This is a genomic window from Rhizobium sp. NZLR11 (genome assembly GCF_019685115.1).
In the GTDB taxonomy this organism is placed as follows: domain Bacteria; phylum Pseudomonadota; class Alphaproteobacteria; order Rhizobiales; family Rhizobiaceae; genus Rhizobium.
Genome location: NZ_JABDWD010000003.1, coordinates 150,417 through 170,062 on the forward strand (window position 1 = coordinate 150,417; position 19,646 = coordinate 170,062).

The 19,646-nt window shown below is 62.0% G+C and carries 20 protein-coding genes; 3 read left to right on the forward strand and 17 right to left on the reverse strand.

Going from position 1 to position 19,646, the window contains the following annotated elements:
* Nucleotides 1-32: 32 nt before the first annotated feature.
* A complete protein-coding gene (locus HJB83_RS07020) occupies nucleotides 33-656 on the forward strand; it encodes a TIGR00730 family Rossman fold protein (protein ID WP_018241422.1) in 624 nt (207 codons plus the stop codon).
* A gap of 18 nt (nucleotides 657-674) precedes the next feature.
* On the opposite strand, the gene rarD is transcribed toward HJB83_RS07020, so the two are convergent.
* The 7 genes from rarD to cysS form a co-directional block, all read right to left on the reverse strand.
* Nucleotides 675-1,589, reverse strand: coding sequence for an EamA family transporter RarD (gene rarD / locus HJB83_RS07025; RefSeq protein WP_207583637.1), 915 nt, complete (start codon nucleotides 1,587-1,589; stop codon nucleotides 675-677).
* Between the two features lie 173 nt (nucleotides 1,590-1,762).
* Nucleotides 1,763-3,379, reverse strand: coding sequence for a citramalate synthase (cimA, locus tag HJB83_RS07030; RefSeq protein ID WP_207583638.1), 1,617 nt, complete (start codon nucleotides 3,377-3,379; stop codon nucleotides 1,763-1,765).
* Nucleotides 3,380-3,466: 87 nt separating this feature from the next.
* The gene (gene pip / locus HJB83_RS07035) at nucleotides 3,467-4,429 is read right to left on the reverse strand and encodes a prolyl aminopeptidase (RefSeq protein ID WP_207583639.1); all 963 of its coding nucleotides are present in this window, start codon (nucleotides 4,427-4,429) and stop codon (nucleotides 3,467-3,469) included.
* Nucleotides 4,426-4,902: a GFA family protein gene (locus HJB83_RS07040; RefSeq protein WP_207583640.1), complete on the reverse strand. Its 477-nt coding sequence runs from the start codon at nucleotides 4,900-4,902 to the stop codon at nucleotides 4,426-4,428. The genes pip and HJB83_RS07040 overlap by 4 nt, the downstream gene beginning before the upstream one ends.
* The gene (locus HJB83_RS07045) at nucleotides 4,899-5,387 is read right to left on the reverse strand and encodes a GFA family protein (protein ID WP_207583641.1); all 489 of its coding nucleotides are present in this window, start codon (nucleotides 5,385-5,387) and stop codon (nucleotides 4,899-4,901) included. Before HJB83_RS07045 ends, HJB83_RS07040 begins: the two co-directional genes overlap by 4 nt.
* Complete coding sequence (locus HJB83_RS07050; RefSeq protein WP_221131490.1) at nucleotides 5,384-5,860, reverse strand: GFA family protein; 477 nt, start codon at nucleotides 5,858-5,860, stop codon at nucleotides 5,384-5,386. The genes HJB83_RS07045 and HJB83_RS07050 overlap by 4 nt, the downstream gene beginning before the upstream one ends.
* Before the next feature lie 64 nt (nucleotides 5,861-5,924).
* Nucleotides 5,925-7,316, reverse strand: a complete 1,392-nt coding sequence (gene cysS, locus HJB83_RS07055) for a cysteine--tRNA ligase (RefSeq protein ID WP_207583643.1) — start codon at nucleotides 7,314-7,316, stop codon at nucleotides 5,925-5,927.
* A gap of 353 nt (nucleotides 7,317-7,669) precedes the next feature.
* Between cysS and HJB83_RS07060 the strand changes: the two genes are divergently transcribed.
* Nucleotides 7,670-8,419, forward strand: coding sequence for a GH25 family lysozyme (locus HJB83_RS07060; protein WP_207583644.1), 750 nt, complete (start codon nucleotides 7,670-7,672; stop codon nucleotides 8,417-8,419).
* A gap of 2 nt (nucleotides 8,420-8,421) precedes the next feature.
* Here HJB83_RS07060 and HJB83_RS07065 read toward each other — a convergent pair whose 3' ends face one another.
* The 4 genes from HJB83_RS07065 to radA all read right to left on the reverse strand — a co-directional run bounded on the left by HJB83_RS07065 (nucleotide 8,422) and on the right by radA (nucleotide 12,989).
* Entirely contained in the window at nucleotides 8,422-9,162 is a 741-nt protein-coding gene (locus HJB83_RS07065; protein ID WP_207583645.1) for an SDR family NAD(P)-dependent oxidoreductase, read from the reverse strand.
* Between the two features lie 77 nt (nucleotides 9,163-9,239).
* Complete coding sequence (purF, locus tag HJB83_RS07070) at nucleotides 9,240-10,730, reverse strand: amidophosphoribosyltransferase (RefSeq protein WP_207583646.1); 1,491 nt, start codon at nucleotides 10,728-10,730, stop codon at nucleotides 9,240-9,242.
* A gap of 150 nt (nucleotides 10,731-10,880) precedes the next feature.
* Nucleotides 10,881-11,498 carry a CvpA family protein gene (locus HJB83_RS07075; RefSeq protein WP_164008666.1) on the reverse strand — a complete coding sequence of 206 codons (618 nt, stop codon included), beginning with the start codon at nucleotides 11,496-11,498 and terminating at the stop codon, nucleotides 10,881-10,883.
* A 90-nt stretch (nucleotides 11,499-11,588) separates the two neighbouring features.
* A complete protein-coding gene (gene radA / locus HJB83_RS07080) occupies nucleotides 11,589-12,989 on the reverse strand; it encodes a DNA repair protein RadA (protein ID WP_221115283.1) in 1,401 nt (466 codons plus the stop codon).
* Between the two features lie 165 nt (nucleotides 12,990-13,154).
* Here radA and HJB83_RS07085 point away from each other — a divergent pair, with 165 nt between their 5' ends.
* On the forward strand, nucleotides 13,155-13,790 hold the full coding sequence (locus tag HJB83_RS07085) for a LysE family translocator (RefSeq protein ID WP_207583648.1): 636 nt from the start codon (nucleotides 13,155-13,157) through the stop codon (nucleotides 13,788-13,790).
* An 8-nt stretch (nucleotides 13,791-13,798) separates the two neighbouring features.
* Here HJB83_RS07085 and alr read toward each other — a convergent pair whose 3' ends face one another.
* From alr to rpsF, 6 genes are all read right to left on the reverse strand, one after another.
* On the reverse strand, nucleotides 13,799-14,971 hold the full coding sequence (alr, locus tag HJB83_RS07090; protein WP_405049167.1) for an alanine racemase: 1,173 nt from the start codon (nucleotides 14,969-14,971) through the stop codon (nucleotides 13,799-13,801).
* A gap of 87 nt (nucleotides 14,972-15,058) precedes the next feature.
* Nucleotides 15,059-16,555, reverse strand: a complete 1,497-nt coding sequence (locus tag HJB83_RS07095) for a replicative DNA helicase (protein ID WP_207584280.1) — start codon at nucleotides 16,553-16,555, stop codon at nucleotides 15,059-15,061.
* A gap of 328 nt (nucleotides 16,556-16,883) precedes the next feature.
* The gene (rplI, locus tag HJB83_RS07100) at nucleotides 16,884-17,462 is read right to left on the reverse strand and encodes a 50S ribosomal protein L9 (protein ID WP_207583650.1); all 579 of its coding nucleotides are present in this window, start codon (nucleotides 17,460-17,462) and stop codon (nucleotides 16,884-16,886) included.
* Between the two features lie 22 nt (nucleotides 17,463-17,484).
* Nucleotides 17,485-18,471: a DUF2232 domain-containing protein gene (locus HJB83_RS07105; protein WP_164008680.1), complete on the reverse strand. Its 987-nt coding sequence runs from the start codon at nucleotides 18,469-18,471 to the stop codon at nucleotides 17,485-17,487.
* A gap of 148 nt (nucleotides 18,472-18,619) precedes the next feature.
* Nucleotides 18,620-18,868, reverse strand: coding sequence for a 30S ribosomal protein S18 (rpsR, locus tag HJB83_RS07110; RefSeq protein ID WP_003547038.1), 249 nt, complete (start codon nucleotides 18,866-18,868; stop codon nucleotides 18,620-18,622).
* A gap of 14 nt (nucleotides 18,869-18,882) precedes the next feature.
* Complete coding sequence (gene rpsF, locus HJB83_RS07115) at nucleotides 18,883-19,341, reverse strand: 30S ribosomal protein S6 (RefSeq protein ID WP_207583651.1); 459 nt, start codon at nucleotides 19,339-19,341, stop codon at nucleotides 18,883-18,885.
* Nucleotides 19,342-19,646: the final 305 nt, after the last annotated feature.

The following is a 19,646-nucleotide window of genomic DNA, read 5'->3' on the forward strand; positions in this document are numbered from 1 at the left end:
ACTGCATTGAAATGGAATAGTTGTTTGCCTCTATGACCGAACAATCTGTATCGATTCGATCCATCTGCGTTTACTGCGGCTCAAGGCCGGGACGCGATCCCTCCCACATGGCGGCCGGGCGCGCTCTCGGACGAGAGATCGCCGAATACGGCCTGCGCCTCGTCTATGGCGGGGGTACCAAAGGCATCATGGGCGCGGTCGCAAGCGGCGTGCTTTCAGGCGGCGGTCAGGTCACGGGCATTATCCCCGAATTCCTGATCGATATGGAGGCGACTCGCCACTCGCTCGGTCAGCTCAACGAACTTATTGTAACCCCTGATATGCATGCGCGCAAACACACGATGTTCGAGCGTTCCGATGCTTTCGTCGCGCTGCCAGGCGGCATCGGCACGCTGGAGGAGATCGTCGAGATCATGACCTGGGCACAGCTCGGCCGCCACGAAAAGCCGATGGTTTTTGCCAACGTCAACGGTTTCTGGGATCCGATGATGGAACTGATGCGCCATATGACCGAAGAAGGCTTCCTGCACACCGCCCACCGGGTGCAGCCGCTCGTCGTCGACGAGATCTCCGGCATCATTCCGGCGATCATGGCCCAGGCAGCCCAACTCGCCGCCGATCGTAACGGCGAGGACGAGGTGATCTCGAAGATGTAGAAGTCCGTACGGGCGCCCTCAGCGCCCGCGGCTTCCCCTCAGCATCGACCAGCTGTAGAGGACCAGCCCTGCCCAGATCAGCGGGAAGGCAATCATGCGCGCCGTGCCGAGCGGCTCCTGGAAGACGAAGACCGCGATCAGGAAAATCATCGTCGGTGCGATATACTGCATGATGCCGATCGTCGAGAGTTTCAGCAGCTTGGCGCCGTTGGCATAGATCATCAGCGGCACAGCGGTAATGACGCCGCAGCCGAGCAGCAGCGTCGTATCTGCAAGGCCGGTGCGGTAGAGGTGGCCCTGGCCGCTGCCGAATTCGAGATAGAGGATATAGAGCAGGGCGGGTCCGCTGAGGATCAGCACTTCGAGGAAGAAGCCCTGGTTCGGCCCGAGCGGCAGCGTCTTGCGGAGCAAAGCATAAAACCCCCACGAGATCGCCAGCGTCAGCGCCACCCATGGAATGCCGCCGCTATCGAATGCGAGAATGGCGACGGCAAGCCCTGCCAGCGCGATCGCGGCGATCTGCAGCGGCTGCAGCTTCTCCTTGAGCAGCACCGAGCCGAGGAAGATGCTGAACAGCGGATTGATGAAATAACCGAGCGCCGCATCGAGCGAATGGCCGGCGCCGATCGCCCAGACATAAGTGCCCCAGTTGACGGTGATCAGCGACGCCGTCAGCGCTGCCATCGCCAGCATGCGCGGCGAGCGCAGCGCAGTCGCGATCTCCTGGGTGCGCCCGAGCACGATCAGAACGATGCCTGCCAGCGGCAGCGACCAGACGATGCGGTGGGCGATCACCTCGGCCGGCGAAATATGCGCCACCGCCTTCATGTAGATCGGCAGGAAGCCCCAGAGCAGATAGGCCGTCAGCGCGAAGGCGAAACCGCGCGGACTGTCTTCGTTCTTGGCCAAGGGAACGGATGCATCGGTCGACATCGGGGTGTTTCCATCTTTGTTCTTCTTCTGATCCGGCCTAGCTTAAGCGCCGTGAATAGGCCAATTCATTTCGTTGAATGAACCTTGAGAGAATTTGAAGCGGAAACGAGGCGACGGACGGATGATGGCGGCAAAGACCGGCAAGGCTTCCTCGCCGAACCGGCGGAAGAGACTTATTCCGCCGCGATCTTGCCTGCCAGCTGCCGGTTCTTCATCAACTTGTAGATGACGGAGTCCATCAGTGCTTGGAACGAGGCGTCGATGATGTTCTCCGAGACGCCGACCGTCCACCAGCGCACGCCGTCGCTGTCGGTGGACTCGATCAGAACGCGGGTGATCGCCTCCGTGCCGCCATTGAGGATACGCACCTTGAAATCGGCGAGCACCAGATCGTCGATCTCGTGCTGGTATTTGCCGAAATCCTTGCGTAGCGCGAGGTCGAGCGCGTTCACCGGGCCTTCGGCATCGGCAACCGACATCAGCGTCTGGCCGTCGATGGTGATCTTCACCACGGCCTCGGAGACGATCTTCACGCGGCCAAGACTGTCGAAGCGGCGCTCGATCATCACCCGGAAGCCTTCGATGGTGAAGAATTCCGGGATCGTGCCAAGCGTGCGGTGCGCCAGCAGCTCGAAGCTCGCATCTGCGCCCTCATAGGCATAGCCGATGGATTCACGTTCCTTGACGATCGAGATCAGCAAGTCGAGCTTTGGATCGTCCTTGGCGACGGTAATGCCGCGCCGCTTCAGCGCATTGATGAAGTTCGCCTTGCCGCCCTGGTCTGACACCATGACCTTGCGGAAGTTGCCGACGGTCTCCGGCGGCACGTGTTCATAGGTCCGCGGGTCCTTGATCAGCGCCGATGCATGGATGCCGGCCTTGGTGGCGAAGGCGGAAGCGCCGACATAGGGCATCTGATGATCAGGCGAGCGGTTGAGCAGCTCGTCGAAGGCATGCGAAAGGCGGGTGAGATTGAGCAGCCGCTCCTCGTCGATTGCCGTTTCGAAACGTGTGGTGTAGGCGCTCTTTAGCGCCAGCGTCGGGATCAGCGTCACCAGATTGGCATTGCCGCAACGCTCGCCGATGCCATTCAGCGTGCCCTGGATCTGCCGGACGCCGGCCTCGACCGCGGCCAATGAATTGGCGACCGCCTGGCCGGTGTCGTTATGGGCATGAATCCCAAGACAGTGGCCGGGAACGCCTGAGGCGATCACCGCCTCGACGATGGCGCGCACCTCCGGCGGCTGCGTGCCGCCATTTGTGTCGCAGAGCACCACCCAGCGGGCGCCGCTGTCATAGGCGGTCTTGGCGCAGGCGAGCGCATAGGCCGGATTGGCCTTGAAGCCGTCGAAGAAATGCTCGCAATCGACAATCGCCTCCTTGCCGGCGCCGACCGCCGCCTTGACGCTTTCGGCGATGCTTTCGAGGTTTTCCTCGTTAGTGCAGCCAAGCGCCACCGCAACATGATAATCCCAGCTCTTGGCGACGAAACAGATGGCGTCGGATTTCGCCTGCAGCAGCCCGGCAATGCCGGGATCATTGGAAACCGAAACGCCCGCCCGCTTCGTCATGCCGAAGGCAACGAAGGCGGCCCGGCTGGTGCGCTTCTCGCTGAAGAAGGCTGTATCCGTCGGATTGGCGCCGGGATAGCCGCCCTCGACGTAATCGATGCCGAATTCGTCCAGCATCGCGGCGATCGCAATCTTGTCCTCGACCGAGAAATCGATGCCGGGCGTCTGCTGCCCGTCCCGGAGCGTCGTGTCGAAGAGGTAGATTTTTTCCTTGGTCACCGCGATGTCTCCGGGGCATTGATTGTTTTTATCCGGAGCTTACCCCCCTTGCCCTGCCGGGCAGAGGGGTAGTCACGGCGTGTAGCATCAGTCCGGCTTCCCGGCAAACTTATCCGTCGCCCGGATCAGCTGGTCGAGAATCCCCGGCTCCGAATAGGCATGGCCCGCACCCTCGATCAGGTGGAGCTCTGCCGTCGGCCAGGCCTTGTGCAACTGCCAGGCATATTTGGCCGGGCAGGGCATGTCGTAGCGTCCATGCACGATGACGCCGGGAATATCCTTGAGCTTGCCGGCATCGCGGATCAGCTGTCCCTCGTCCATCCAGCCGGCATTGACGAAGAAATGGTTCTCGATGCGCGCGAATGCATAGGCGAATTCCGGCTCCTCGAACTTGCCGCTCGTCGAAGGTTCCGGCAGCAGCGTGATCGTTTCGCCTTCCCAGATACTCCAGGCCTGCGCGGCCTTGAGGCGCACGTCTCTGTCTTCGTGCGTCAGGCGGCGATGATAGGCCTGCATCATCTCATGCCGCTCTTCCGACGGAATGGGAGCGATGAAGCGCTCCCACTTGTCCGGGAACATTTCCGAGACGCCGAATTGGTAGTACCAGTCGAGCTCGGCCTTGGTCAGCGTATAGATCCCGCGCAGAATGAGCTCGGAGACGTGCTGCGGATGCGTCTCGGCATAGGCGAGCGCCAGGGTTGAACCCCAGGAGCCGCCGAACACCTGCCAGCTGTCGACGCCGGCCATTTCGCGCAGCCGCTCAATATCGGCGACGAGATGCCAGGTCGTGTTGGCGTTGAGTTCCGCATGCGGCGTCGACCGGCCGCAGCCGCGCTGGTCGAACAGCATGACGTCGTAGAGCTGAGGATCGAAAAGCCGGCGATGAGCGGGCGAGATGCCGCCGCCCGGACCGCCATGCAGGAAGACGGCGGGCTTGGCGCCCGGCATTCCCGACCGCTCCCAATAGATCACATGGCCGTCGCCGACATCGAGATGGCCGGAGGCGTAGGGTTCGATCTCGGGATAGAGTGTGCGCAGGATCTCGGTCATATCTTCACGCCTTTCGCGGGCCAGAGCGCGGTGTCGTGATCGGGATGCTGGAAGGAAATGATCGCCTCCTGCCGCGCGTAGAAATCCTGATCCTTCAGCACCGGCGCATCGAAGATCTCTTCGACCCAGGGCAGGCGGGCCTCGTAGTTTACCTGGACCAGCGGTGCGAGATCGCTGCGGTCGTCGAAAGTGCCGATCGCAAGCTCCAGCCCGCCCGGATGACGATAGGTCATCGGCGTGCCGCAATTGCTGCAGAAGCCACGGTCGATATTGACCGAGGACTGGAAATAGCTCGGCTCGCCGCGCGTCCATTCCATCCCCTCCTCAGGCGCAGTGACGAGCGCGGAGAAGAAACCACCGAACTGCTTCTGGCACATGCGGCAATGGCAGATCGAGGGTCGCCCCAGTCCGCCTGAAATGCGGAAGCGCACGGCGCCGCATTGGCATCCGCCTGTTTTTATCGTGTCCGTCATGAGATCTCTCCGAGGGGCCAGCTTTTCGTGTCGTGATCGGGGTGCTGATGGTTGCTTGCCGCAATCGCGTTCTCGCGGTCGGGCGTTTCAGCCTGTGGTTCCAGCGGCAGTCCGGGGAGCGCGTGAAACCAGGACATCTTGCGGTCGGTGTTCGATTGCATCACCGGCCTGACCGCCTCGGGATTATCGAGAGAGCCGAGCATGATGTTGATGAAATCCATCTCCGGAATGTCGTAGAACAGCGGCGTGCCGCAATCGCCGCAGAAGCCGCGCCGCACCAGATCCGAGGATTGAAACCATTTCGCCGCGCCGCGCGTCAGCTCGAAATCTTGACGCTTCGCTGCTGCAAGCGGCATGAAATAATTGCCGGCCGCCTTCTGGCACATGCGGCAATGGCAAAGGTGGGGATAACCGAGTTCGCCTTCAGCGCGGTAACGCACCGCCCCGCACTGGCACCCACCGCTTCTGTCTGCGTCCACTGTCATCGGGGCTCCTTGGGCGGCCATGCCTGCGTCTCATGATCGGGATGCTGGAAGGAGACGAGTTCGAGCACGAAGGGGGCGGCTTGCGCATCCTCCTCCGTCCGGTGCCTCGGCAGTTCGTGCAGATGATCGACGAAGCCGATCTTGCCCTCGATGCCGAATTGCACCACCGGCGGGAGCGCCGAAGGATCGTCGAAGGCGCCCGCGGCAATCGCAACCCCGTCAGGCGCCTCGTAGGAAAGCGGCGTCCCGCAATCGCCGCAGAAGCCGCGCTCGACGAAATTGGAAGAGCGGAACTTTTTCCGCTCTCCGCGCGTCCACGCAAAATCGGCGCCGCGCACCGACACCAGCGGCGCATAATAAGCCCCGAACGCCTTCTGGCACATGCGGCAATGACAGATCGACGAATCCTTGAGTTCGCCGCTGACGCGAAAGCGCACCGCACCGCACTGGCAGCCGCCGGTATAGGTGGTCATGGACAATCCCTCCGCAACAATGTGGGGAGGGGTTGGGGAGGGGCCTTATCCCCAGACACCACTCTCACCGCTTGACCTCCCACGTCGTCACCCGCTCGCCGGTCGCCGTATCCCTGCCGTCCTTCAGCTGGATGCCTTTCGCGGTCAGCTCGTCGCGGATCTTGTCGGCCTCAGCAAAATTCTTCGCCTTCAGCATTTCCAAACGCATGGCGACCAGCGCATCGACTGCCGCTGCGACGGCCGCGTCGATTTCTGCTTTCCTCGGCAGCAGCCCGAGGAGGGCAGCGGTTGCCGCGAAGGCGGCGCCGGCGGCGGGATCCGTATGGGCAGCTTGCGCCAAGGCATGCAATGCCTGCACCGCCGCCACCGTGTTGAGGTCGTCGGCCAGCGCGTTGAGCACGGTTTCATCGGGCGCTGCATCGCCGGCTTCGGTCGCCGGCCATTTGGCGAGCAGACGTTCGGCCTCTTCCAGTCGCTTGATCGAAAAGTCGATCGGCTCGCGATAATGCGTCATCAGCATGGCAAGGCGCAGCACCTGGCCCGGCCATTTGCGGCCGCCGAAGGTTTCCGTGTGCAGCAACTCGTGGATGGTGACGAAATTGCCTTCGGATTTCGACATCTTGCGGCCTTCGACCTGCAGGAAGCCGTTATGCATCCAGACATTCGCCATCACCTCGGTGCCGTGGGCGCAACGCGACTGGGCGATCTCGTTTTCATGATGCGGGAAGATCAGGTCCAGCCCGCCGCCATGAATGTCGAAGACATCGCCGAGATAGCGCTTGCTCATCGCCGAGCACTCGATGTGCCAGCCAGGCCGGCCGCGGCCCCACGGGCTCTCCCAGCCGGGCTCGTTGTGGCTCGACAGCTTCCAGAGCACGAAATCGCCCGGGTTCTTCTTGTGCGCGTCGACGGCGATGCGGGCGCCGGCCTGCTGCTCGTCGAGCGGGCGCTTCGAAAGTTGGCCGTAATCCGCCATGGACTTGGTGTCGAACAGCACTTCGCCGGCTGCGACATAGGCATGGCCATTGCCGATCAGCTTCTCGATGATCTCGATCATCTCAGCGATATTGTCGGTCGCCCGCGGCTCGAAGGTCGGCTCCAGGCAGCCGAGTTCGGCGACATCGGCGTGAAATTGCGTCTCGGTCTTTTCGGTGACCGCGCGGATCGCTTCATTCAGCGGCAGGCCCGGATGATCCCGGAGCGCCCGCGCATTGATCTTGTCATCGACGTCGGTGATGTTGCGGGCATAGGTGACGTGGCCTTCGCCATAGACATGGCGCAGCAGCCCGAACAGCACGTCGAAGACGATGACCGGCCGGGCATTGCCGATATGAGCGAAATCATAGACGGTCGGGCCGCAGACATACATGCGGACATTGTTGGGATCGATCGGCGAAAGAACCGATTCTTCCCGTGTCAGCGTGTTGTACAGCCTCAGTTCCGGCATGCCGCCCATTCCACTCTCCCATCAGTACAATCAGAAATATCGCGACCGGCGGGCCGGGGCGTTTCGCATCTTGACTATTTGGGAGACGAAAACGGCCGGGCCAGCGCTTGCGCTAGCGAATAATCTTTCCGCAGATAATGCAGATAACCGTTTTCATGCCGCGTTTTATGGCGTGGGAATGACGTTTGGTCAAGAGGGGCGAGGAACGATCCCGGCAGCAACTGAAGCGGCGCATCCGGTGAATCGATTGCAAGGCCGAAGGTCCGCGAAGACAAACAGCGCGTCTTCAGATTCGTCTGCCATTTTCGCGGCGCAAATCTTCTATAGCCAGCTGAAACCTGCTGAAAATATGGGAGAAATGTGTGAGGAGCGTGGTTCGGTGGACAATCGGAGCGACCGCAATTGTGGTGGTCGCATCCGCTGCATATCTGGCGTACGATTTCGGAATGCTTCGCTTCAACAATCCGTCCTTGAGCCGCTATCCGATCCAGGGCATCGATGTCAGCCATCACCAGGGTGACATTGATTGGAAGATGGTGGCCGCGCAGCCCAACGTCCGTTTCGCGATCATGAAGGCGACCGAAGGCGGAGATCACAAGGATTCCAGGTTCGCCGACAACTGGCGGCGCGCCGGCGATGCAGGACTGGTCAGGGGCGCTTATCATTTCTTCACCTTCTGCCGCCCGGGCAAGGATCAGGCGCAGAACGTCCTCGCGACCGTGCCGAAACAGCCGGGAACCCTGCCGATCGCCGTCGATCTGGAGTTCGTCGGCAATTGCAACAAGGTCCCGACTGTCGAGGAAATGGCGACTGAGGTGAACGCCTTCTTTACCGAGCTGACAGGCACCTTTCCGGAAAAGCCGATCTTTTACGTCACGCAGGAATTCTTCGATCGCTATCTGAAAGGCAATGAATCCCGCTTCCCCGACCATTTCCTGTGGCTGCGAAGCGTGTTCCAAGAACCGACGCAGGAAGACTGCGGTGGTTGGTCGATCTGGCAATTTGCCGACAACGGCACTGTCGACGGCATTCAGGGAGCGGTGGACCTCAATGCGGTGTGCCCGTCGGAAACGGGCTTCGCACATCTGTTCCCAGCCGTTGCTGTCAAATGACGCTACTCCGGCAGGCGGTAGTCGACGAGCTTGTTTTCCCGCACGATGAACAGTTTGCCCGTGTCGGTCACACCGGGCCCCGTCAATGGCAGGATCGCCTTGGCGATCTCGGAGGGATGCGGCAGCGTCTGCGGATCTTCGCCCGGCACCGCCTGGGCGCGCATCGCCGTGCGGGTGGCGCCCGGATCGACGCTGGTGATGCGCAGCGGCGTCGATTGGCTCTCGCCGGCCCAGGTCCGAGCCAGCGCCTCGACGGCCGCCTTGGAAGCGGAGTAGGCGCCCCAGAAGGGCCGGCACTTGTGGGCGGCACCCGAGGACAGGATGACGGCGCGGCCGGCATCCGAGCGGGTCAGCAGCGGATCGACCGACCGGATCAGCCGCCATGTGGCAGTGACGTTGATGGTCATCACCTTTTCGAACACCTTCGCCTCGATATGACCGATCGGCGAAATGACGCCGAGCACGCCGGCATTGGCGACGAGGATATCGAGTTTGCCCCAGCGCTCGAAGATCGAGCCGCCGAGTGCGTCGATCGCATTCATGTCGGCCAGGTCGAAGGGGACGAGCGTCGCCGTGCCGCCGACCGCCTTGATCGCATCGTCGAGATCCTCGAGCCCGCCGACCGTGCGGGCGCAGGCGATCACATGGGCGCCGGCTTTCGCAAGCTCCAGCGCCGTGAAATAGCCGATGCCACGCGATGCACCGGTGACGAGTGCGATCTTGCCCTCAAGATTGATGTTCATCTGTTCCGGTTCCGGACTTGCTTGCGATGGCGAGGGGCGCACGAGCCCCTCGGAAGGGAAGTCAAAGCAGCGGCGGCTCAGCCGTTGCTGGCAAGCATCGAAAGCTTGTTGCCCATCGACTCGCCGTTCTTGTCGAGCAGGCGGGTCGGATAGTCACCGGTGAAGTAGTGGTCGGTGAATTGCGGCCGGGCAGGATTGCGGTCCTCGCCGCCGACGGCGCGGTAAAGCCCGTTGATCGACAGGAAGGCAAGCGAGTCCGCGCCGATATATTTGGCCATGGCGTCGACATCGGCATACTGGTTCGCCAGGAGCTTTTCGGCATCGGGCGTGTCGATGCCGTAAAAGTCGGGGAAGAAGATCATCGGGCTGGCGACGCGGAGATGGACTTCGCGCGCGCCCGCTTCACGGATCATCTGGACGATCTTGAGAGACGTCGTGCCGCGCACGATGGAATCATCGACCAGCACCACACGCTTGCCTTCGATCATCGCCCGGTTGGCCGAATGCTTCAGCTTCACCCCAAAGGCGCGGATCTGCTGGGTCGGTTCGATGAAGGTGCGGCCGACATAGTGGTTGCGGATGATGCCGTATTCGAAGGGAATGCCGCTTTCCTGTGCGAAGCCGAGAGCCGCCGGCGTGCCGCCGTCCGGCACCGGCACGACAACGTCGGCCTCGACGGGCGATTCCTTGGCGAGGTTCATGCCCATATTCTTGCGCGTCGTATAGACGTTGCGGCCGCCGACGACCGAGTCCGGCCGGGCGAAATAGACATATTCGAACAGGCAGAGCCGTTCCGGCTGCCGCTTGCCGGGCTTGCGGGCATCGATGCTGATCGAGCCGTCGGGCTGGATTTCGCAGATGACGACCTCGCCATTTTCCACGTCGCGGATGAACTTGGCGCCGATGATGTCGAGCGCGCAGGTTTCCGAGCAGAAGATCGGCTTGCCGTCGAGTTCGCCCATCACCAGGGGGCGGATGCCGGTCGGGTCACGCGCGGCAATCAGCTTAGTGCGCGTCATCGCGAGCATCGAATAGCCGCCTTCCATCTGGCGAATGGCGTCGATGAAGCGGTCGGACGTGGAAGCGTGGCGGGAGCGGGCGATGAGATGGAGCACCACTTCGGTATCGGACGTCGACTGACAGATGGCGCCGGTCGCGATAATCTGGCGGCGCAGCGTCAGGCCGTTGGTGAAATTACCGTTATGGGCAATGGCGATCCCGCCTTCCTCAAGTTCGGCAAACAGCGGCTGCACGTTGCGCATGGCGACTTCGCCTGTCGTCGAGTAGCGGGTATGACCGATCGACATGCTGCCGGGCAGGCGGGCGAGCGTCATCGGATTGGTATAGTGGTCGCCGACCAGGCCCATATGGCGCTCCTGATAGAAGCGCTTGCCGTCGAACGAGACGATGCCGGCTGCTTCCTGTCCGCGATGCTGAAGCGCATGCAGACCAAGAGCCGTCAGTGCCGCGGCATCGGGATGTCCCAAAATTCCGAAAACCCCGCATTCCTCATGCAGCGTATCTCCGTCGAGCGGATCGTCGGTCGGGAAGGAATGGGACTGGTTCATTTCTGCGGGCCTCTGCTCTCACAAGAATGGATCGGCATTTCCAGAAATAACTGAAGCCCGGCAGAGCTGGAATGCCCGGCCGGACCCCTTATTTGACATCCCGCTCAAATGGCAATTGCCGGAGGGCGGGTCAAGCTCTTGAACACTGTGTCAATTCGCTGGCTGCTGTGCAGGCGCGGTCGGTGCGTCTTCTGCCGGTGCCTGGTCGCCCGTCGGCGGATTGGTGCCTTCGGCGCCCTGTGCCGGCGGCTGAAGCTTATCACGGATGCTCGCCGGTATCATCTGGGCAAATTGCTCCGGCAGAACCGATTTCAGCTTCACGACCATCGAATCCAGGAAGGGTTTCGATTTTGCTTGGTTGACCCAGGCCGGGCGGTGGTCGACATCGACCAGCCAGTTCCAGAAGGCGACGGCGACGACCAGCAGCAGCACGCCGCGCGCTGCCCCGAACAGGAAACCGAGCGTGCGGTCGAGCGCGCCGACGCGGCTGTCGATGATGAAATCGGCAATCTTCATCGTGATGAAAGAAATGACGATGAGCGCGATCAGGAAGACGACCGCTGCCGAACCGACGATCGCGATGCGGTCGTCATCGGTATATTTCTTCGCGTAGGGCAACAGGTACGGATAGAGGTAATAGGCCGCCGCCGCCGATCCGCCCCAGCTCGCGATTGAGAGGATCTCGCGCGAAAAGCCGCGGACCATCGCCAGCACGGCGGAGAAGAGCACGACGCCGATGACAATACCGTCGAAAATCGTAATGGGCATGTAAATTCAACTCCAGGACTGCCGCTTGGCGGCCGCGTCGTGCCTTATCGTGTGCCTCCTATATCATTACCAATCTTGGCAATGAAAGGATCAAACCTCGTCTTCCACACGCAGCGCTCCCTTCGAGCCGGCGATGCGCGCCACCAGATCCGGCAGGCTTTCGACCTCGCTCCACCGCCCGCCGGAGCCCTTCGGCAGTTCGGCGGAGGCGGATGGAAGCAGTGCTGCGGAAAAGCCCAGCTTCTCGGCTTCCTTGAGGCGCTGGGCGGTGTGCGCAACCGGCCGGATGGCGCCCGACAGGCTGACTTCGCCGAAATAGACGCAATCGGCGGGAAGGGCAATACCGGCAAGCGAGGAAACCAGCGCCGAGGCGACGGCGAGATCGGCCGCCGGTTCGGTGATGCGGTAACCGCCGGCAACATTGAGGTAGACGTCATGCTGGCCGAGCCTGACGCCGCAATGGGCTTCCAGCACCGCGAGGATCATCGACAGCCGGGCCGAATCCCAGCCGACCACGGCGCGCCGTGGTGTGCCGAGCGAGGTCGGCGCCACCAGCGCCTGCACCTCGACGAGAATGGGACGCGTGCCCTCCATGCCGGCAAAGACAGCGGCGCCCGGCGATTTTTCGTTGCGTTCGCCGAGGAAGAGTTCCGAGGGATTGGCGACTTCGCGCAGCCCCTTGTCGGACATTTCGAAAACGCCGATCTCGTCGGTCGGGCCGAAGCGGTTCTTGACCGTGCGCAGGATACGGTAGTGATGGCCGCGATCGCCCTCGAAATAGAGCACGGCGTCGACCATGTGCTCGACGACGCGCGGGCCGGCGATCTGCCCGTCCTTGGTGACATGCCCGACCAGCACCATGGCGGCGCCGGTCTGCTTGGCGAAACGGATCATCGCCTGCACGCCGGTGCGCACCTGCGTCACCGTTCCCGGCGCGGATTCGGCCAGTTCGCTCCACAGCGTCTGGATGGAATCGATAATGACGAGATCCGGCCGCTTGCCCTCGGCAAGTGTCGCCAGAATATCCTCGACATTGGTTTCGGCCGCCAGCATCACGTCGGTATCGGCCGCCGCAAGGCGCTGTGCCCGCAGCCGGACCTGCGCCACAGCTTCTTCGCCGGAGACGTAGATGATCTTGTGGCCACGCCGCGCAAGAGCGGCGGCCGCCTGCATCAGCAGCGTCGATTTGCCGATACCGGGATCGCCGCCGATCAGCACCGCCGACCCGCGCACGAAGCCGCCGCCAAGCGCCCGGTCGAGTTCCGACATGGCGGTATGGATGCGCGGCGCCTCCTCGATTTCACCGGACAGCGCCGTCAGCGCCACCGGCCGGCCCTTCTTCGGCGTCTTGCCGGGGCCGGAGCCGATCCCGCCCATCGGGTCCTCTTCGACGATGGTGTTCCACTCGCCGCAGTTCTCGCATTTGCCGGCCCAGCGGTTGTGGATCGTGCCGCAACTCTGGCAAATGAATTGTGTCCTGGCCTTCGCCATCAATCACTCTTTCAGTCCGGGTTCCCGAGTGAGGCAGTCGCGCCGCTTCATCGAATCATTGTCGTGCTTGAGATAATGGCTATCGCGACGGATCAAAACTAATGATTTTCCCATCAGTGCCTCCCGTGCCTATGCTTTGCCTCTGCTCATTCTGAACGGTGGAAGATGTTCGATTATTCGTTTGCGCACTGGTTTGCATTTTTCTCGGCGGCGGTCCTGCTCAACCTGTCACCCGGCCCCGACATCGCCTTCATCCTCGGTCACACGATGAAAAGCGGAAAACGTGCCGGTTTTTCCGCGCTGTTCGGCGTCTGGTCCGGCGCCTGCCTGCATGTTCTGATGGCAGCGCTCGGCCTTTCCGCCGTGCTCGCCGCTTCGGCCGTCGCCTTCTCCGCGGTCAAATGGATCGGCGCCGCCTATCTCGTCTGGCTGGGCATCCAGGCTTTGCGCGCCGGCGGCGGCAATGGTCTGATAAAGACTGCCGGTGAAAAAATGCCGGCAGCAAGGATCTACCGACAGGGCATTCTGGTTTCATTGCTCAATCCGAAAGTGGCGATTTTCTTCCTGGCCTTCCTGCCGCAATTCGTCGTTGAAGGGGCAGGGCCGGCATGGGCCCAGCTCATGCTGCATGGCGGGCTGATCATCGTCGTCGCTGCCTTCATCGAGCCGCCGCTCGTCCTCCTCGGAGGGCGCCTTGCCGATGCGCTCAGGCATAATCAAAAAATTGGGTTATGGCTCGATCGCGGCCTCGGCGCGCTTTTCCTGGCGCTCGGCGTCCGCCTTGCGCTCAGCAGCCGCTGACGGGTAGGTTATTCCTCGTCGGCGACATAGCGCCGCTCGTGGCGGAGCCCCATGCTGGTCAGGATCTCGTATCCGATCGTGCCTGCCGCCCGCGCCACATCGTCCAGGGGCATGTTCTTTCCGAACAGCTCGACATAATCCCCGGCGCGCACGGCGTTGTCAGGTAGATCCGTCACATCGAAGATCGTCAGGTCCATGGTAATCCTGCCCGCGACCGGCACCTTCTGTCCGGCGATGAAGCCTTGCCCACCCTGCGGTACGGTCTGGCGCAGCGGCACGCCGCCGCTCGACAGGCTGCGCATGTAGCCGTCGGCATAACCGGCCGAAGCGATCGCCAGCCGGCTTCTGCGGCCAAGCTGCAGCGCCCGCCCGTAGCTGACGGTCTCGCCGGCCTCGACGCTGCGCACCTGGATGATGCGGGCCTCGGCGGTTGCCACCGGCCGCATCGGATTGGCCATGCCGCAGACCGCCTCGCCGCCATAAAGCGCGATGCCGGGACGGGTCAGGTCGAAGTGATAATCCTCGCCGAGGAAAATGCCGGCCGAGGCGGCAAGGCTTGAATCGATGCCTTCATAGGCGGCGCTAACCCTGTGGAATGATTCGAGTTGCTGCCGGTTCATCGCATGGCTGGGATCGTCGGCGCAGGCGAGATGGCTCATGACGAGCACCGGCGCGAAGCTCGCCGGCCGTGAGACGTCGTCGGCGAGCGCGATCGCGTCGTCCATGTGCAATCCCAGCCGATTGAAGCCGGTATCGACATGCAGCGCGCAGGGGTAGTCGCCATAATCGGCAAGTACCGCCATCCAGAAGGCGAGCTGCTCGTCAGAAGAAATCACCGGCACCAGATCGTTGTCGAAGAAGCGCCGCTCGGTGCCCGGCCATATGCCCGAGAGCACGAAAATGCGCGCCTCGGGCGCATAGAGGCGAAGCGTCACACCCTCGTCGACGGTCGCGACGAAGAAGTCCCGGGCGCCTGCCATGTAGAGCGCCTCGCCGGCATCCTCGATACCCATGCCGTAGGCATCCGCCTTGACGACCGCCGAGGCGCGCGCCGCACCGGAGCGGCGCGCCATGTCGCGCCAGTTCTCCGTCAAGGCCGTCAGGTCGACGGTCAGTCGCAGGCCTGCCGAGGCAAAATTATCGTCTTCGGGGGCGTCGAGAAAATCGCTCATGATCCACATCGAAAAGAGGCCGGAGAAGGATTCTCCGGCCAGTTTAAAGGTCGATTTTGTCAATGGAAAGCCCGGCGCTGCAGCATCGCTGCGCGATCAGTGCTCTTCATATTGGGTGAAGGACGGATCGGCGAGATCGGCAAAGCGGGTGAATTCCGCCTGGAAGGCGAGCTTCACCGTGCCGGTCGGCCCGTGGCGCTGCTTGGCGATGATGACGTCGGCGGTACCCTTCACCTTGTCGAACAGCGCTTCCCATTCCGGATATTTCGGATCGTGGATGTCGCGCGGTTCCGAATTCTTGACGTAGTATTCCTCGCGGAACACGAAGAGCACAACGTCGGCGTCCTGCTCGATCGAGCCGGATTCGCGAAGGTCGGAGAGCTGCGGCCGCTTGTCGTCGCGGCTTTCGACCTGACGCGAGAGCTGCGACAAAGCGATGATCGGAACGTTGAGTTCCTTGCCCAGCGCCTTCAGGCCGGTGGTGATCTGGGTGATTTCCTGCACGCGGTTGTCGCTGGATTTGCCCGAGCCGGTCATCAGCTGAATGTAGTCGACCACAAGCACGTCGAGGCCGCGCTGGCGCTTGAGACGGCGCGCGCGCGCCGAAAGCTGGGCAATCGAGATACCACCGGTCTGGTCGATATAAAGCGGCACCTTCTGCATCATCATCGAGCAGGCGACGAGCTTTTCGAAATCGGCATCGTTGATGTCGCCGCGGCGGATCTTCGAGGAGGAGACTTCCGTCTGCTCGGAGATGATACGGGTGGCAAGCTGTTCCGACGACATTTCCAGCGAATAGAAACCGACGACGCCGCCGTTCTTCGCCTTCGTGCTGCCGTCCGACTGGACTTCGCCTTCGTAGGCGGCGGCGATATTGTAGGCGATATTGGTCGCAAGCGAGGTTTTGCCCATGCCGGGACGTCCGGCAAGCACGATCAAGTCCGAACGCTGCAGGCCGCCCATCTTGGAATCCAGCGAATGGATGCCGGTGGAAATGCCGGAAAGCCCGCCGTCGCGTTCCTTGGCGACGGCCGCCATGTCGATCGCCAGCGCAACCGCATCATTGAAGGCCTGGAAGCCGCCGTCGTAGCGGCCGTTTTCCGCCAGTTCGAAGAGGCGGCGTTCGGTATCCTCGATCTGCGACTGCGGCGGCATGTCGAGCGGCGCGTCGTAGGCGATGTTGACGACATCTTCGCCGATGGTGATCAGCGCCCGGCGCAGCGCCAGATCGTAGATCGCCCGGCCGTAATCCTCGGCATTGATGACGGTGACGGCATTGCTGACGAGGCTCGCCAGATATTGCGAAACCGTCATGTCGCCGACCTTCTCGTCGGCCTTCAGGAAGGTCTTGATCGTCACCGGATTGGCGATTTTGCCCATGCGGATGATATCGCCGGCAACCTCGAAGATCTTCCTGTGCAGCGGTTCATAGAGATGAATCGGCTTCAGGAAGTCCGACACCCGGTAATAGGCGTCGTTGTTCATCAGGATAGCACCCAGAAGCGCCTGCTCGGCTTCGATATTGTTGGGTGCTTCGCGATAATGCTGCTCCGAGGGAGCAACGGCTGCAATCTTTCGAGCGGCGTCGTTCATCATCATCCGTTCTGTCTTTTTCCAGCTCCGGATTTGCAATTCCGGACGCGAAAATCAAGAGGCTGCGAGGGGAGCGGGGGCTCGCTTCGCTTAAATCCTGAACGCTGTGCACGTTGTTCGACTTCTCCACAGTCCTGGGCGACGCAAAGGAGAAATACCGGCAGTGTCACCCGCACGACACGGTATGGCGCCGACTCAGCCCATCCGTTTCGGAGAACTCTATTTTAGCGCGATGCGATAAGGCTCGCAGCAAAAACATCCGAAACATCCCCAACGAAAAAGCCCGGCGCTGTGGCCGGGCTTCCTGTCGTGGATTGCTCCGACGATATTATGCTTCGTCTTCGTCGACGCCGTCGGCTTCCGGATCGAAGAAATCTTCAGGACGCAGAGCGTCTTCGTCGACGCCGTAGATGGCGTCGACCGAGGTGAGTTCTTCGCCCTTGGACTGGCGCTCTGCCTCTTCGGCAGAACGGGCAACGTTCAGCTGGACGTGGATTTCGACTTCGGCATGCAGCTGCAGCTCGACCTTGTGCAGGCCGATCGCCTTGATCGGCGTGTTGAGGTGAACCTGATTGCGCCCGATGTTAAAGCCTTCGGCGGCGAGAATATCGACGACGTCACGGGCAGCGACCGAACCATAGAGCTGGCCGGTTTCGCCGGCCGAACGCACGACGATGAAGGACTTGCCGTCGAGAACGTCGGCAACCTTCTGGGCTTCCGACTTGCGCTCGAGGTTGCGGGCTTCGAGCGTCGAACGCTCGGCTTCGAAGCGGGTCTTGTTGGCGGCGTTGGCGCGCAGCGCCTTGCCGAGCGGCAGCAGGTAGTTACGGGCAAAGCCGTCGCGAACCTTTACGGTTTCGCCCATCTGGCCGAGCTTGGAGATGCGTTCGAGAAGGATGACTTGCATTTTCTTTTGCCTTTCTTGTGTCTCAAATTTTCGTGTCGGATTGTTTGGGGGCATCAGCATCTTTCGTCGGGGTCAGCGCGATCGCCTTGCGCGTATCGCTGAGACCGAGGACGAGGATGAGGAGAGCTGGCAGCAGCATGAGCATCGAAGCCAGGTAGCTAAGGATGAGGGCCGGGATGCGCCAGTCCTTGCCGCGCGTGCGGAAATGCAGCGAGGCGAAACCGGAAAGCACGAAGCCGGCGCCGAAGGTGCCGATCACCGTCGCGCCGACCAGCGCCGGAACGCCGCCGAAGAAGCAGGCGGCAAGCCCGGCGAGGAAGATGAAGATCGAGTTGCGGTTCATGCGCAGCGACGAGGGAATGTCCTCGCGCGGGCGAAGGCCGCGACCTGACGCTGCGACGATGCGCACGGCGAAATAATAGGCGGCAAACAGCATGCTGACCCACATGCCGCCCTGCAAAGCCGGCAGCATCAGCAGGATCAGCGACTTGGTCTGCGCGGTGGCTGCCGGATCGGGCATGAATTCCGGCTGCTGCTGCTTGACCGAGGTGATCAGCAGATCGACGATCGGATCGGTGATCTCCGGCCCATAGCCGATCATCACGCCGATGACGATGACGGCGATCGTCACCAGGCCGCAGAGATGCAGCAGAATATCGGAGAGCGGATACCAGGCAAGCAGGTGGTCAGGGCCGCCGAGTTCGGAGGCGGGGCGAGCGAGATTGGCGAGGTGGCTGAGCCAGCCGGCCGGCAAGAGCGTCACCAGCGTCATGATCAGCGCAAAGGAAGGCGAGATGAAGATCGCGCCGAGCGCCGCTGCAGTGGCAACGGCCGAGATCGCCGCGGCATTGCCCCAGCCGAGCCCGACGATCAGGATCGGCAGCGCCGAGGCCGTGTAGAGGAGCGCGCTGAAAAACGACGGCTGCACGCTCGCGCCCAGCACCAGCAGGGCGGCGGTCAATCCGGCGAGTGCGCCGATCAGCAGCGTTTTAAGATCCGGTCGTTTCAAGGTCGCTGTCCTGCTTCATCAAGCAGTTAGAGGATGTTGCTGAATCGAATTCAGAAACGTCTCAACATGGGTTTTAAGAGTTCCGATCCGCGCCCATCGCAGAAGGGAGGCAACCCCCAGATCAGGAATCCGGGGGTCACATATTCTATTAGGCTACGACGTAGGGCAGCAGGCCGAGGAAACGGGCGCGCTTGATCGCCTGGGCGAGTTCGCGCTGCTTCTTCTGGGAAACAGCCGTGATGCGCGACGGAACGATCTTGCCGCGCTCGGAAATGTAGCGCTGCAGCAGACGTACGTCCTTGTAGTCGATCCGCGGCGCGTTGGCGCCGGAGAACGGGCAGGTCTTGCGGCGGCGATGGAACGGGCGGCGGACCGGAGCGGAGGAAGTTTCAGACATATCTCGGATCTCCCTTATACACGGTCTTCGCGCGGACGGCGCGGACGGTCGTCGAAGCCACCTTCACGCGGCGGACGCGGGCCGCGGTCACGATCGCCGAAGCCGCCTTCACGCGGGCCACGGCCGCCTTCGCGCGGACGGTCGTCGCGGTCGCGCTTCTGCGTCATGGCAGACGGCCCTTCTTCATGCTTCTCGACGGCGATCGTCATGTAGCGAAGAACGTCTTCGCTGATGCGCATCTGACGTTCCATTTCCTGGACGGCAGCAGCCGGTGCATCGATGTCCATCAGGGCGTAGTGCGCCTTGCGGTTCTTCTTGATGCGATAGGTAAGGGACTTGAGGCCCCAGTTCTCGATACGCCCGACTTTACCGCCGTTAGCTTCGATCACACCCTTGTACTGTTCTACGAGGGCATCGACCTGCTGAGCGGAAATATCCTGCCGGGCAAGGAATACATGTTCATAAAGAGCCATGACAGCTTTGCCTTTCTTGCGTTTGGTTCAACCCGATATTCGGCGGCTAAGCCTCAACGACTGCTCCTGATTGGGCGGACCCAGGCAAGAAAGCGTTTCCGAGACGGTCGAGAGCGGAGACACGGGAGGCTGGAACGCTTCCGTTCCGAACGATTTCCAACAGGAAACCGGCCCTCCGTTCAGCCACCAGCCAGAAGACCGGGTTAACGAACAGGGCGGCTTATACGGATTTTTCGGGCAAACGCAAGCTCAATCGGACACTCGAGCCCGACGCAGACCAATCGGTAGCGTCTGGCTATTGCATA